The organism is Terriglobales bacterium (assembly GCA_035487355.1).
Taxonomy (GTDB): Bacteria; Acidobacteriota; Terriglobia; order Terriglobales; family Acidobacteriaceae; genus QIAW01.
In genome coordinates this window covers 56742-71317 of record DATHMF010000050.1, presented here as the reverse complement: position 1 = coordinate 71317, position 14576 = coordinate 56742, and the positions used below count along the sequence as shown (strand labels likewise).

The 14576-nt window shown below is 56.4% G+C and carries 15 protein-coding genes; 4 read left to right on the top strand and 11 right to left on the bottom strand.

Annotation, left to right across the window (positions count from 1 at the left end; genetic code table 11):
• Both VK738_10865 and VK738_10860 read left to right on the top strand, forming a co-directional pair.
• Nucleotides 1-512, top strand: a 512-nt coding sequence (locus VK738_10865; protein ID HTD23147.1) for a hypothetical protein, incomplete at its 5' end; no start/stop codon positions are given.
• A gap of 54 nt (nt 513-566) precedes the next feature.
• Nucleotides 567-1067, top strand: coding sequence for a TlpA disulfide reductase family protein (locus VK738_10860; GenBank protein ID HTD23146.1), 501 nt, complete (start codon nt 567-569; stop codon nt 1065-1067).
• Nucleotides 1068-1298: 231 nt separating this feature from the next.
• On the opposite strand, the gene VK738_10855 is transcribed toward VK738_10860, so the two are convergent.
• A complete protein-coding gene (locus VK738_10855) occupies nt 1299-2024 on the bottom strand; it encodes a hypothetical protein (protein ID HTD23145.1) in 726 nt (241 codons plus the stop codon).
• A 140-nt stretch (nt 2025-2164) separates the two neighbouring features.
• Between VK738_10855 and VK738_10850 the strand changes: the two genes are divergently transcribed.
• On the top strand, nt 2165-3901 hold the full coding sequence (locus tag VK738_10850) for a M28 family peptidase (protein ID HTD23144.1): 1737 nt from the start codon (nt 2165-2167) through the stop codon (nt 3899-3901).
• A gap of 12 nt (nt 3902-3913) precedes the next feature.
• Entirely contained in the window at nt 3914-6424 is a 2511-nt protein-coding gene (locus VK738_10845; protein HTD23143.1) for a hypothetical protein, read from the top strand.
• A 172-nt stretch (nt 6425-6596) separates the two neighbouring features.
• On the opposite strand, the gene VK738_10840 is transcribed toward VK738_10845, so the two are convergent.
• From VK738_10840 to VK738_10795, 10 genes are all read right to left on the bottom strand, one after another.
• Nucleotides 6597-7856 (bottom strand): anaerobic sulfatase maturase, encoded by a 1260-nt coding sequence (locus VK738_10840; protein ID HTD23142.1) that lies wholly within the window; start codon nt 7854-7856, stop codon nt 6597-6599.
• A 175-nt stretch (nt 7857-8031) separates the two neighbouring features.
• Nucleotides 8032-8532, bottom strand: a complete 501-nt coding sequence (locus tag VK738_10835; GenBank protein HTD23141.1) for an NAD(P)-dependent alcohol dehydrogenase — start codon at nt 8530-8532, stop codon at nt 8032-8034.
• Complete coding sequence (locus VK738_10830) at nt 8529-9236, bottom strand: hypothetical protein (protein ID HTD23140.1); 708 nt, start codon at nt 9234-9236, stop codon at nt 8529-8531. Before VK738_10830 ends, VK738_10835 begins: the two co-directional genes overlap by 4 nt.
• Nucleotides 9237-9368: 132 nt before the next feature.
• Nucleotides 9369-9632, bottom strand: a complete 264-nt coding sequence (locus VK738_10825; protein ID HTD23139.1) for a DUF6632 domain-containing protein — start codon at nt 9630-9632, stop codon at nt 9369-9371.
• A 67-nt stretch (nt 9633-9699) separates the two neighbouring features.
• Nucleotides 9700-10923 (bottom strand): hypothetical protein, encoded by a 1224-nt coding sequence (locus tag VK738_10820; protein ID HTD23138.1) that lies wholly within the window; start codon nt 10921-10923, stop codon nt 9700-9702.
• Nucleotides 10899-11657: a ferritin-like domain-containing protein gene (locus VK738_10815; GenBank protein HTD23137.1), complete on the bottom strand. Its 759-nt coding sequence runs from the start codon at nt 11655-11657 to the stop codon at nt 10899-10901. Before VK738_10815 ends, VK738_10820 begins: the two co-directional genes overlap by 25 nt.
• A gap of 104 nt (nt 11658-11761) precedes the next feature.
• On the bottom strand, nt 11762-12667 hold the full coding sequence (locus VK738_10810) for a hypothetical protein (GenBank protein ID HTD23136.1): 906 nt from the start codon (nt 12665-12667) through the stop codon (nt 11762-11764).
• A complete protein-coding gene (locus VK738_10805; GenBank protein ID HTD23135.1) occupies nt 12664-13539 on the bottom strand; it encodes an ABC transporter ATP-binding protein in 876 nt (291 codons plus the stop codon). The genes VK738_10810 and VK738_10805 overlap by 4 nt, the downstream gene beginning before the upstream one ends.
• 6 nt (nt 13540-13545) lie before the next feature.
• Nucleotides 13546-13968, bottom strand: a complete 423-nt coding sequence (locus VK738_10800) for a GntR family transcriptional regulator (GenBank protein ID HTD23134.1) — start codon at nt 13966-13968, stop codon at nt 13546-13548.
• A 29-nt stretch (nt 13969-13997) separates the two neighbouring features.
• Nucleotides 13998-14534, bottom strand: coding sequence for a hypothetical protein (locus tag VK738_10795; GenBank protein ID HTD23133.1), 537 nt, complete (start codon nt 14532-14534; stop codon nt 13998-14000).
• Nucleotides 14535-14576 lie beyond the last annotated feature (42 nt).

The following is a 14576-nucleotide window of genomic DNA, read 5'->3' as shown; positions in this document are numbered from 1 at the left end:
GTCCTGGCGACTTCAACCAGGCCATGATGGAGCTGGGCGCAACCGTCTGCCTGCCGAAGACGCCGCTGTGTTCCGCGTGTCCGCTCGCACAGTTGTGCCGTGGCAGAAAGCAATTTACCAGCTCACGAAAACTACGGATGCCAACTGCACCAGAATCGCGCAGAAGAGTCCGCTCAGCCTATCGGGTAAAGCTATATCAGGGGCGCGTTTACCTTGTGCAACGACCGGCGAGTGCTACGCTTATGCCTTCCATGTGGGAGCTGCCACAGTACAACGGAAGAGTTGCGAAATCTGCGTCGAGCGTACGCCTGCGGCATTCCATCACAAATACGGATTTTGAGATTCTCGCCTGCCTCGAACGGGAAAAAGAAACAGAGCAATCCAGGTCCAAAGATGCCAAGCCCAAAGCCGAACAAAGCCCGGCAAAGTGGGTTAACATTCGACGGCTCAATAGTCTTCCGCTTACGGGGTTGACGCGCAAGATTCTGCAGCGCTTCTCACTCCTCGATTAAAATAAAAATAGATCGAAGAACAGGTCGAAGAATCAAAAGTCAAGGAGTCTGTCCATGCCTGCTTTAATCTCCGGAAGCCGCGCGCCGGAATTCTCGCTCAATCTGATGGGGCAACCCTCGAAATTTTCTCTCGAAAAAGCCCGTTCGCAAGGACCGGTGCTGGCTGCATTTTTTAAGGTCACCTGTCCGACCTGTCAGTTGGCCTTTCCTTATCTGGAGCGTATGTTTGCGGCTTATGGCAACGGCAAGGCGCAGATGATCGGCATCTCGCAGGATGGCCCCGCTGATACCACGGCTTTCGCACAACAGTACGGCGTGGAATTTCCCATTGGGCTGGATGAAATCGGCAAATATCCGGTCTCTAATGCTTACGGGCTGACCAATGTTCCCACTGTGTTCTGGATTTCGCCCGAGGGCAAAGTCGAATTCTCCAGCGTGGGCTGGGACAAGAAAGACATGGAGCGGCTGAATCAGCAGTACGCCGCGGCCGCCGGTAAGCCGAAGATCGAACTGTTCAAACCCGGCGACACTGCCCCCGATTTCAAACCTGGTTGAGGCTCCAGAAACTGATCCGCGGTCGCGGATAATCAGTAGAGACGTAGCATGCTACATCTCTGCGCGAAGGCGTAGCAACAGCGTTGTCCTGACAATCATGTTGGGCATCTTTGAGCCGCTTGTATGTGTGTGTCGTGAGGAACCACGAGTGCGAGCGAAGGGCCGCCGTGAGCCCCCTAAATAAAAAGAGACGTAGCAAGCTACGTCCCTACGCGAGGGCTTCTTCACTGCCTATTTCCCAATCAATTGCACCGCATCAATTTCATTCCAGCCCGGCACCGCATTCGTGGCCAACGTTATTCTCAGGTGGTTGGTTTTGTAGCTGGTGGTCGGGAATTTCAGGATGAAATAATTCAACTCTTTCGTGGGGTCATCCCCTTGCCACACTTTGTGCGAGTTACCCTGGTCGTCAAAAATCTCAAGCCTGACCACGGCTCCCGCCCCGCACGACTCCCGGATACGCACTTCGCTGGCGTTCACCGGCTTGCCGTAGGTTAGATCGAGCCATTCAATTCCGCCGTCGGCGGTTTTTGGCGCCCAGGCTCTGCCGTCATCGCCATAGTGTTCAACGTTGGGTGCGCCGGTGGCCTGCATAGCTGACCATGCCGCCGCCCCTTTAGCGTCGCCATAGGAAGAAGATGCGTTTGCATCAATCGCCCACTGGCCATTGGGATCATTCTTCAAATCCTCTTGCTTGAGGGCCCAGTCTACGGCCGAAAGCTTTTGGTTTAGCTCTACTGTCGCCGCGTTAGCATCGGCAGAAGAAGCAGCCGCAGAGGGTGTGGCCGCTGCTGTCGCTGGTGGCGGCGTTGCTGCCGTTTGCGCCGGAGTCGCTGCCGGTTGGGCCGCGGGCGTCGAACTCGATGATGTAAACCGGCTGCAACCTGTAACCATCAGAGTTGACACCAGAATCAGAAATGCCATAACTACGAAAAGGACGCGAGTTTGCTTGTTCATACCTCTCCTCTCAAGTTTCGGGGAATGGGAATTGTACCGAAAACGCCGCACTGAATGAATGGAAAAATTGTGCCCAGGTGTTAGTCTATTCTGCTCTGCTGTTCTGCGAAATACCGCTTTCGATTGCCTCGGGAGGTTCCATGCGTCAACCTGCATGTTTGCTGCTGATCTTCATGATTTCTGCTGTTCCAACGGTTGTTCTGGCCCAGACTGCAAAGCCATCGGCTATAAACCCGCCAACTGCAAACGGAAAGGCCGCCACTGTAAAGAAGAGCGCTGCGAGTGGTCCACATTCCGGCCTGCCCGCTGGCGTTGCTGCGTCCATGGATTCCATCAGCGGCGACCGCATCCGCGAGCACATACGTTTTCTCTCGCATGACCTGCTGGAAGGGCGCGGCACCGGCGCGCGCGGAGGCGATATTGCCGGGCAGTACATCGCCACGCAATTTGCTCTCATGGGCCTCGAGCCCGCCGGGGATAACGGCACTTTTCTGCAAAAGGTGCCCATGGTGGGACTGACCGCGCAGCCCGAGACCAAGTTTGCCATCGTGCATGACGGCCAGGAAATAGAGCTGAAGGCGGGCGAAGAGTATGTTGCCACCGATGAGACCCAGAATCCCAGCAGCGATATTGACGCCGACCTTGTTTTCGTCGGCTATGGCATTGATGCTCCCGAGTACAAATGGAACGACTATAAAGATGTTGACCTCAAAGGCAAAGTGCTTGTGATGGTGACCAACGAACCGCCTTCCGATGATCCCAAGTTTTTCACCGGCAAGGCGCTCACTTATTATGGGCGCTGGACATACAAATTCGAAGAAGCTGCCCGTAAAGGTGCGGTCGCAGTTTTGCTCATCCATAAAGAAGGCTTTGATCCTTATGGTTGGGACGTAGTGCGCAACTCCTGGTCGGGCGAACAATCGCGTCTGAGCGGAGATGAGGACCCCAAGTTGAAAGCTGCTGCCCGCATTCACGAGAGCGTGGGCCGCAAGATCGCATCGCTCGCCGGGCAGGATTTTGATGATTGGCTTAAGAAAATCGCTTCTCCCGATTTTCGTCCTATTCCGCTGCCCGTGCGGTTGAAAGCGCATATGGTGACCAAGGTGCGCCCTTTCGAGTCGAACAATGTTGTGGCCATGCTTCCCGGCTCCGACAAGAAAAGAAAAGACGAGGCCGTTATGTATACCGCCCACTACGACCACTTGGGAATTCATCCTGACCAGCCCGGCGACAACATCTACAACGGCGCCATGGATAACGCCTCCGGCTGCGGCATCATCATGGAAATTGCCCGCGCCTTTGCCTATGCGCCGCAGCGGCCGGCGCGGTCTGTCTTATTTGTCTCCGTGACCGCCGAGGAGCAAGGTTTGCTGGGCTCAAAATATTTTGGGATGCATCCCCCGATTCCTGCCGGCAAGATCGCGTTGGACCTGAACTATGATGACGTTCCCGCACGAGGTGTGCCGGAAGAGACTGAAGTCGTGGGTTCTGAGCGCACCAACTTTTATCCCGTCGTGCAGGAGACTGCAAAACAATTCGGATTGACCATCATCCCCGACTCTCATCCCGATGCCGGACATTACTACCGCTCCGATCATTTCAGCATGGCGCGCGTGGGTGTTCCTTCGTTCTCCATCAACGAAGGCATGAAATACCAGGGACACACCCGCGAGTGGGGCTTGGAGCAGGCCGACTACTACACCAAGAACAACTATCATCAGCCCAGCGACGAGCTGCGTCCCGACATGGATTTCCGCGGCGAGGCCATCATGGCCCGCTTCGGATTGGCCCTGGGTTGGAAAGCCGCCAATCTGCCGCAATTGCCCGCGTGGCAACATGGCGACGAGTTCGAGGCCGCCCGCCTGAAGAGTCATTAAAGGAAAATCCGAGTGAAGTCATCCTTGTCGTTGATTCAGCCGAAAGGCATTTGCACCCTCGTGGTGTTTGTAGCCATTTTTTCTGCTCATGCTTTCGGCACAATTACGGGGACCGGAAACAACTTCAATGCCGTTGAGGGCGCTTCTTTCAATGGAGCTGTCGCCAGCTTCACGGATAGCTCTCCGGATCTGCCCTCTGACGTGTCGGCGACAATCAATTGGGGTGATGGCACCTTATCAGCCGGAATTGTGAGCCAGCCTGGTGCTGGCATGTTCGCCGTGATCGGCAATCACACGTATGCAGAAGAAGGGAACTCTACGGTTACAGTGACCCTGCACCGCATACCGGACAACTCAGACAACTCAGACCATGTTGCTACCCCGAGCACGGCTACGGTGAAAGATGCGCCACTCACTGCGGGAGCATCATCCCCCGGGAACTGCACCGAAGGTGCCGTTTGTAATCTGACGGTAGCAGCTTTCACCGATGCCGACCCCAACGGAGTTGTGAGTGATTACACAGCAACCATCACCTGGGGTGACGGCACATCATCATCTCCGGGAACGATCGTAGCCAACGGAACGGGCGGGTTCAATGTCAGCGGCAGTCATGTCTACGCCGAGGAGGGGAGCTACACGGTCAGCACCCGCGTGGCGGACTCCGGCGGCAGTGCTGTTACCGCGAACATAAGTATGACTGTGGCCGATGCACTGCTCTCAGCTTTGGGCACATCTCCCGCCAACTGCACCGAAGGGGCCGTTTGTAACCTGACTGTAGCAACTTTCACCGACGCAGATCCCAGCGGAACTCTGAGTGATTACGCAGCAACCATCAACTGGGGTGACGGCACATCATTATCCCCGGGAACGATCGCAGCCAACATGTCAGGTGGTTTCAATGTCATCGGGAGTCATGTCTATGCCGAGGAAGGAAGTTACACCGTCGGTACCCACGTGGCGGATACCGGCGGCAGCACGGCCAACATGAGCATAAGCGTGTCTGTTACGGATGCAGCTCTCTCAGCTTCGGGCACTACTGTCAATGCCACCGAAGGCACACTCGTTAGTAATACCGTGATGGCGACCTTCACCGACGCAGATCCCAACGGAGTTGTGAGTGATTACACAGCCATCATCAACTGGGGTGACGGAACACCATCATCTTCGGGAACGATCGTAGCGAACGGAACGGGTGGTTTCAATGTCGTTGGCAGTCATGTCTATGCCGAGGAGGGAAACTATACTGCAAAAATCACCGTGATGGATGTTGGGGGCGCCAAAGCCAGCGCAAACACAAGTGTGTCTGTGGCTGACGCGCCGCTTTCAGTCCAGGGCCAATCCATCGGCGCCACCGAAGGCACACTCATTAGTAATGTCCTCATGGCTACCTTCAGTGACTCAGATCCCAATGCAATTGTCAGTGATTACACCGCTATCATCAATTGGGGTGATGGCACCTCGTCGGCGGCTGTTGTCTCCGCCAACGGAGGGGGTGGTTTTAATGTAATCGGCAGTCACGCCTATGCTGATGAAGGACCCTACACCGCGCAAATTACCGTAACCGATATCGGTGGCAGCGTGGGCGGTGCGAACACAAATGTGAATGTGTTGGATGCACCGCTCTCTGCCTCAGGCACAACCATCAATGCTACCGAGGGCGCACTGCTTAGCAATGCGGTGATGGCCATCTTCACTGACGCCAATCCCAATGGAGTTGCTGGTGATTTCACTGCCACCATTAACTGGGGCGACGGAACCTTGTCCGCGGCTGTTGTTTCCACCAACGGAACAGGTGGCTTTAATGTGAGTGGCAATCACGTCTATGCCGATGAAGGGACCTACAATGCGCAAATCACCGTGACCGATGACGGCGGTAGCTCAGTCATTGCCAACACGACCGTGTCCGTGGCGGACGCATCGCTCTCGGCTTCGGGTACTACAGTCGCCGCGCCCCACGGTGCATCCTTTACAGCCGTGATGGCCACCTTCACCGACGCCAATCCCAATGGAGTTGTGGGTAACTTCACCGCTCTCATCAACTGGGGTGACGGCAGCTCGTCGGCGGGAACGGTCTCAGCCAACGCCAGCGGCGGCTTCAATGTGCTTGGCACGCACACCTACATCGCCACCGGCGGCCACACCGCAACCATCACGATCCACGACGTGGGTGGAAGCATGACCACCGCGACCTCAAACGTGAAGGATGATTTTCCCCTGACCGCAACCGGCCGCCGCCTGCACGTGCGCCTGGGGGCGCCCTTTTCTCTCGTCGTAGCCAGCTTTACCGATGCCGATCCCAGCCCCAGCATCGGAAATTTCACCGCCAGTATTGATTGGGGAGACGGAACCGCGCCTACTCTGGGAATCATTACCAAGAGCGGACCGGTGTTCAACGTAAGCGGCAACCACGCCTATAAAAAAGTCGGCGGGTGGAACGTTACGGTGACAATCCTTGATACAGGCGGCGCCACCGCAACCGCAACCAGCACGGCTCGACTGTTTCCCAGAGCGTTCTCGTACTAGAGTTGGTTTCATAAATCGGGTTGTGTCAGGGCACAGTTTCCCACGTGGCTTTATCCTGATGCAGGGTTTCGAGGTACAGAACGGGGAAAATCCTCGGTTTGTTTTTCTTTGTGTCCTTTGTGTGAGTACTTCGTGTCCTTCGTGGTTTGCTTTTGTCTTTCTGGGTCCATCCTTACTTACGATTCAACACCCCCATGATCTCCGCAGCAGATTGGCCTTGCTGCAGCAACTGCGCCATGGTGTGCATATAAGGATCAATGTGTGTAAAGAACCGCTTGTATGCGGCGCAAAGATAATTCAGGCCGTCTTCGCCATCGGGAGTCTTGATGAAACGGTGCTTGGGGCATTCGCCATTGCAGGCGAAACGGACTTCACACTTCCGGCAATACTGCGGCAGCGAATCAAACTTGTCGTTGCCGAATTTTATCTGTTTGCTTGAGCGCACCATTTCACCGAGGCCCTGGTTCATCACATTGCCCAGGCGGTATTTCGGATACACGTAGTGGTCGCAACTGTAAAGATCGCCATTGTGCTCAATGGCCAGCGCCACACCGCATTTTTCCGCAAAGACGCAGAGCGCCGAGCCCAGTCCCATCCAGTTGCTCAGCGCCACGTCGAACAATTGCACGAAAGTCTGGCCGACGTCTTTGCGCACCCACTCGTCAAAAATTGTGCACAGGAATTTTCCGTATTGTTTTGCCTCAACACTCCACGCAGTCACGGGTGATTGCGGGTCGTCTGCCTGCTGCAAATCCGGAGGCGCGGCAAAATCCAGACCCAGCAGCTTGGATTGCTTGGAGGGCTGGCGTTCAACCAGCGGAATGAACTGAATGAACTCACTGCCGATTTGTTTGAGAAAACGATATACCGCCAGCGGCTGCCGCGAGTTGGCGCGATTGACCACCGTCAGCGTGTTGAAATCAACTTTGTGCTCTTGCAGCAACTCAAGCCCGCGCATGACGGCATCAAACGTCGGCTTTTGTCCTTTGTCTAGCCGGTATTTGTCGTGCAGGTCGCGCGGGCCGTCAATCGAAAGACCCACCAAAAATTTATTCGCGGCCAAAAATTCGCACCATTCGTCGTCGAGCAACGTGCCGTTGGTCTGCAGCGCGTTGGAAATCAATTTGCCGTCGGCGTACTTCTGTTGCAACTGCACGGCCTTCCGGAAAAAATCCACGCCCAGCAATGTCGGCTCGCCGCCCTGCCAGGCGAAATTGATTTCTGGCACAGCCTGGCTTTGGATGTATTGGCGGATGTATTCCTCGAGCACCTCATCGCTCATCCGCCACTCACGTTCTTCGGGGTAGAGCTTCTGCTTTTCAAGGTAAAAGCAGTATTTGCAATCCAGGTTGCAGATCGGACCAATCGGTTTGGTCAGCACATGAAAGCCGCGGCCGGCGTGGAGTGGATGTTCGTTGTTCACGGCGGCCATAAGCATAGCACCGTCTTGATTTGGGATAATCGGTCAGTTCCGGATGAGCCGTGACTCTCTTACACTCTGATGGGGCTTTACAGATGATGAAGCACAACCCGCAATCGCAGGTGGGGCTCCGGGAGCGTGTACTCGTCTCGCACGGCGAGCCGGCGTACACTGCGGCGGCGCGTTGTTAGGTTTTGTCGTTATATTCCAAAGTTATTACTACTTTTCCCCGAGCGTTGATCAAAACCTTCTGCGCCGATCGAATCTGTCCCTTGTCGCGAAGGCCCTGCAATGCGGTCAATGCCGCCACAGGTACCGAAGCCGCTTGCTCAAACGTTACCTTATTCGGCTTCATGGCCAATCTTGACTCGGAAACACACGCATACTCGGCAAAGGCACCTTTGCACGCGCCGAACACCTCGTGGCCTGGCTTGAACTGGGTTACGTTCCTGCCGACCGTTTCAACCTGGCCGCCAACATCCACGCCGACTCGTGGGTCCTTTGGTTTGCGCAGCCCGGTCATTATGCGAAGGACATGCGGCACGCCTCGGAAGAGCCGGTCAACTGGATTGACGGAAGCCGCGCGGACTTTGATCAAAACTTCGTTGTCCCCAGGGGTCGGCTTTTCAATCTCTTCATACTTTAGGACATCGGGCGAACCGTAGTTTCGACAGACGATTGCCTTCATGTGGACATCCTTGTTCTGGTTCTATTGCTGTTCCCGCCTGTGTCTTGCGGGAAGGAGGGGTCTAAGGCTAAGTCCGTAGGGGAATAAACGTCACCTCTGCCGGGCATCGACTTGATCTTATATGCATTTGCGAAGCGAACTCGGACCAGCCAGAAAATCATCAAGATCAGTGGCAGGATACCTGGGATAAAAAGTACGTTTGTCTTGCGTATAAAAGCGGGGAATACCTGTTGCTGTCCGATGAAGAAAGATCCTGTAGCAATAAACAGCCCAAAGCACATGCGCCAAAGATGGCGTACCAGACGTTGCGTGCCAGAAAGACTGCCGCGCACGAGCATGCGAAGGTCTCCCGCGGCAGCAAGCAGAATCACCGAGCCCATGAAGATATCCATGCCGGCGGGAACGCCATCATCTGACCCAATGCGGCCTGTGGCCTTTTCTAGCCCATGGGCCACGCTGAGGGCTCCGATGCCCAATGCAACTAGAAATCCCGCCCAATCGAAAATGCCAGTTTCACCCTCCCTGCGCCGGGCTGTTGCCCATGCCGTTGTCACTAGATAGATCGTTAGAATGCCGCCGAAGACATTGTTCATTTGGTGCTTCATGAACCCCAGATACGACCCGCTTGCGGCCATGCACACCATGGCTATGACAAATACATTTCCCGCCACAGCGTGCCGGCTGGAGCCTTTGCGCAAAGACATTGCTACTGTACCGGACAACAGGCCTAAGATTCCCCCGCAAATATGAAGAACCAATATGGGTAAAAATCGCATTCTGCACTCCTTAAGTCTGGTCAAACGGTGCCACGCAATGCAACGATGTTGCGATCACTTCTACATTGAACATAACAAGTGGAAATGCAGTGTCATGATGGCTGCGTGAGCAACGGTCGACCACGTCGTGAAGGCGATCAAGCCGCGATTCACTGACCTGTTACGTGACGCAAGCAGCAGAAAAATCCCCAGTGCGGCATAGATGCCGCCGAGCATCTGCTCGATTGTCTGATTCGGCTGCCATCTCAAGAGCGGGTAAACACCTGCCAAAAAGAGCAACCCCACTAACATCAATACGACCTTGAGCACTCGTTCTCGAATCATTGTGTCCTCCTGCCAAAAACTAAAACGGGGAAAAGTGCACGCACAACGCACAGACATATGTGCGCAATTAAAACGTCCGTGGGAGCAGATCGGGCTGCGTTAGTTCGATCTGGTCTCTCGCCCCCGCACTCAGTCCTCCCGGCCATTCTGTCCGGCAACCAAGAGCGTCCTGTACTGGACCATCGGCGTTGTAAAGCGGTGCGAGATAGATCCCATGCCGTGCAGCAATGGTTTCAATCTCTTCGACGCGCTCCCGGGTGATGAACCCTCTTCCCTGAGAGAAGGGTTCGTAGCGGCCCTCCAGAGCGAGAGCCATGCCTTCGAGTAGACATCCATGGACCACATCGGGAAACGGATGCCGATTCAGAATTCCATGAAAATCCGGCGCGAAACTCAATCCGCCGGTGATCTGGCCCAGGCCTCCGAAGAAGACCTTGGCGCCAGGCATCTCCACGCTTGGAGACAGGTTCTTCGGGTAGCCCGCATCGCAAACGATTGCGTGCGGTGCGATCCGGCCCAACAGTAGCGAAGGGGCTGCCAGACTCGCTGCGCAGATCACGATGTCGGCTTCTGCGGAGAACTGCCGAAGATCCGTCGCAATCTCCACCTCGATTCCGTCAGCTTCGAGCTCGGCGGCGAGCCTGCGTAGCCGCTCCAGGTTGCGTGCGCTGAGCAGCACGCGCTTCACCCCAGGCGCTAAACAACGGGCGCACCCGGAACCCACATCGCCCGTTGCCCCAACGATGAGCAGCGTTGATCTTCGGAGCTCCTGGCCCTCCAGCGCGCACATCTTCCTGATGCCCTGAACGATGAAAGCAACCGTCAACGTATTGCCCGTCGTAAAGACCGTATCGTGCCTTTCCGGAAGCTGATCGAAGTTGCCCTCGATCAGAATGGAGCTGAATCCGCCGAGGCTCACGATCTTGGCTCCCGCGTTGATGGCGCAGGCCGCCGCCCTTCGAACGCAGGCGAGGTTCTCGTGAATGTAAGCGGCATCCAGACGGTCGGGAGGAATGAATGAGTCGATATAGAGGCCGCGCGACTTAAATTTGGCGCCCCCGATCTTTGTACTGACGATCGATCCGACTTCGACATGGCAGACCGCCCTGGGCGGAATCCATGGAAGGATGTCTTTGATCTCATCGTCCGGCAGAGGCGTATGCTCCGGTCCGCGCAACACAGCAAGTACGTCCGCGGCTGCTTTCCAACTCTCCTGATGGCCGATCAGGGCGAAATCAACCTGCTCGATCGTCCGCCCAGAGACAGCTACACTGGCAACTGAGTGACCCATGCGAGTGTTACCTCCCCGGGCAGCCCCAGCATGTCGAGCGTCTTCAAATACTGTTGCAATGACGCTCCGCGCAACTGGGCTGCTGATAAGCTGACCTGGAACAGCGATGGCTTCACACAACTGCCATGGCACACCTCGCAGTGTCCATCCTTGCATTCCTTCGCCAGCATCTTGGCGAGCGTGGTCATCACTTCCAGATGCAGCCGGTATACCTTGTCGTCGAAACGCTGGGCGTCCAGGGCCCGCTCCGCTCTGAGAATCGCCAGGGCGTGATCCACGTGCTCTTCTTCCTCGGCTGCGATGCGGGCAAAGGTCTTGCCCAGACTCCCCGGCCCGACCTTAGCGACGCGTGCATAGCTGGCGACGGCAAAGGATTCCAGCATGATCTCCTGGACGATCAGGCAGCCAATAAAATCACGCTCGGCGATGCAGCGCAGGAATGCTTCGCGGAGCCGCTTCCAATGCATCCCCTCGACGTTGCTCGTCACGTTCACTCCAATCTTGCGGCCCTCGGCAGCGAACGCAGCAGCATGTCCGTGTTCATTCTCCGCATGCTCCAGGGCATCGGCTGCTTCTTCGGCGTTGTCACATATTTCGGCTAAAGACTTGTAGTTCATTGCGGCGAGCAGTTCACCGGTGATCGCCTGTGCCAGCACATCCTGCCAGATGGGAGCGCTGGTTGAGACAGACGTACATTCAATCGCTGAGCTGTTAATGCCAATAACGGGTTCCATATGTCCTCCTGAACATCGAATTAAATTTGCTGCTTACAGGTTTGTTGTCTTGCTCATAATCTTTTCTGCCTTATGCGAGGGAGTGAATCCCCCATGCTGGCGAATCAAATCGGTCCTCGATAGCGGCGCTGCCGGGCCGCTGCGATCAGGAATACCGCAGCCAGCGCCAACCCGGTCCACAGACCCAGCGCGCTCAGGAATTTCAACGGAGTGAGCTGCACCAGCGGGAAATGCAGGCCGCTATCCGGATTTCCCTCCAAGCGGTACTGCAGCAGGTTGGCGAAATGCATCGTGTTGAACGCAAGCTTCTCGATGGCGCAGATCGCGAGCGGCGGTAAGACGGCCCACAGAAATGGCGCGCGCCGCGCCCAGCCTGAGACCAGCAGCAGCCAGCCGTAGATGGGCGCATACCAGAGCGCATGCGCGGTCAGAAAGTGGTAGAACAGGACCAGCGATATCCGGAACACCGGCACCTGTGCCCAGAGCGTCGAGACACTGAGACCGCTCACAAACAGGACTAGGGCATTCAGCAGCAGCATGATGCACAGCGTGACTACAGCGATTGCGAAACCGAGCACCGGCAGAATGACCATTGGAATGCTCATCTTCGAAAGCACTGTCGTAAGATCGGAGACCGGCAGCGACTTCCAGAACAGGATGCTGCGATCACGGCGCTCCCCGTGCAGCGCGTCCAGACAGTAAAAAATCCCGACGATAAAAGTGGCCCCCAGGATCAGCGACGCCGCGATTGTGTAGGGCTCTGCCATTGCGGCCTGCTGCTCGGCCGGATTGAGCGCCGACGCCGCATGCATGCGGTACGGAAGAGTAAGCGTGCTGACCAAGAAGCCGAACACTACCACTGCCGCGACAGCCAGTGGCGCGACATAGATCGAGCGGTTCTCCCACAATTCACGCCGCACCGACCAATACATAGGCCGGGTCGCCGCCGTGGCCGCGGTTTGCTGGGAGTCGGCCGGGGACTCGGGCACAGCATTCGGTTGAGTATTCATTGAGCTGCTCCTTGTGCCTGCCCCGCCTGACTGCTCATGACGGCAACGAACAAGTCGGCGATGCTGGGCGTGCGCATGTCGCCAAGCGGGGCGAGTTGCTGACGATCGGCATGGTCGAATAGCAAAATGCTGCGCCCGAAAACCTGGCGCTCGTACATGGGTTTGAGCGCACGGGCGGCGGCGACATGCTCGGGACGCACCGTGACTTCTACATAGCGCGACTCGAATTCTTCCATGCTGCAAGCGAATACGATGCGGCCCTGGTTGATAAACATGAGATCGGTGAGGACGTGCTGGATTTCTTCCACCTGGTGTGTCGTCACCACGATGCTGCGGTGGCGATCGAAGTAGTCGTTCAGCAGCGAATCGTAGAACTGCTTGCGATAGAGGATGTCGAGGCCCAGCGTCGGCTCATCCAGCACCAGCAGCTTCGCGTCAATGGCCATCACCAGAGCGAGGTGCAGTTGGGCCACCATGCCCTTCGACAACTCCCTGACCTTGCTGCCATGCCGGATGGTGGTCCTGGCAAGAAACCCTTCCGCCTTCGCGCGATCAAACCGCGGATGCACGCCGGCAACGTAATCAAGCGCCTGCGAAACCCTTATCCAGCGCGGCAGCACGGCCACATCGGCAATGAAGCAGACATCGCGCATGAGCTGATCGCGCTCGTTCCAGGGGTCGCGTCCGAGAACCTTCAGCTCTCCCTGATATGGGGTTAGGCCCAGAATTGCGTTCAGCGCGGTAGTCTTGCCTGCGCCGTTAGGACCGATGAGTCCCAGGATGCGGCCCTCTTCGACACGCAAATTGACGCCGTCCAGCGCGACGGTTGTGCCAAAGGCCTTGCGGAGATTCTTTGCTTCTATGCATGCCATGGGCTTTCAACGCTCCTTGTCTGTAGCATCCGGCTTTGCGGCATCCGCCCCTACAGCATCCGGCGACGAGGGACGTTTTGCGGCAGCATCCAGCAGTTCTTCCGGTTTCAGTCCGAGCCGCTGAATGGTTGCGTGGATCCTGGGCCATTGTTCGGCCAGAAACTTTTGGCGTTCGCCCTGCAGCAGCAGATTGGGCGCGCCCACTTTGACGAACATGCCGAGACCTCGCCTCTTCTCGACCAGTTGCTCGTCCACGAGTTCTTGATAGCCCTTCAGGACCGTGAGCGGATTGACCCTATATTCGGTCGCGACATTGCGCACCGAAGGCAGCGGGTCGCCTTCCTTGAGCACTCCGTCGAGTATCATCGCGACCACTCGGTCACGAAGCTGGCGGTAAATCGGCTGACTGTCATTCCACTCACGTTCCATCTGGTTTCCAGTTCGCGTTACCGGGATCCTTACTGTGCCCGCTTCAGGTCGAAGTGCGCGTGCAGGGGCTTGTCGCCCGGCATCATATAAGTCCAGTCTTCTGTGTGGTGGTTAGCATCGATAATCGTGAACACGGCGTGGTACATGTGCCCGTACTCATTGCCGCCAGAGAGATCGAGAAAATCGAATTCCACCTTCTTCCCATCCGGCGAGGTCTTGGCGACCATGCGCGGCCGGTTTCCAGCGTCGCAATAGTGCGTCAGGAGCAGACGATCGCCATCCAGGTAGAGCATCGTAACCGGATGGTCGTAACGCGTCGGATCGTCTGGCTTTCCTATCTCGTGCATCTCATGCACCAGCGCGTTTCCGCGGGAGGTCACGCGCACTGTGACCTGCGTCGTCGTTCCGTCTCCCATATCCTTCTGTGGCGGGTCGACGGTCACCGAGGCTTGCCAGGTGCCCGCCAGAGTTTTTAGTTTGTCGAAAGATTTTTGCGCGTCGGACTGGGCAAAAGCCACAGTCGAGAGCGAAATTAGAACAACACACAGTACGCGAAGGGATTTCATGTTCCGTTCTCCTTAAGAGTTGCATTTTCTTCTTTGCATGAC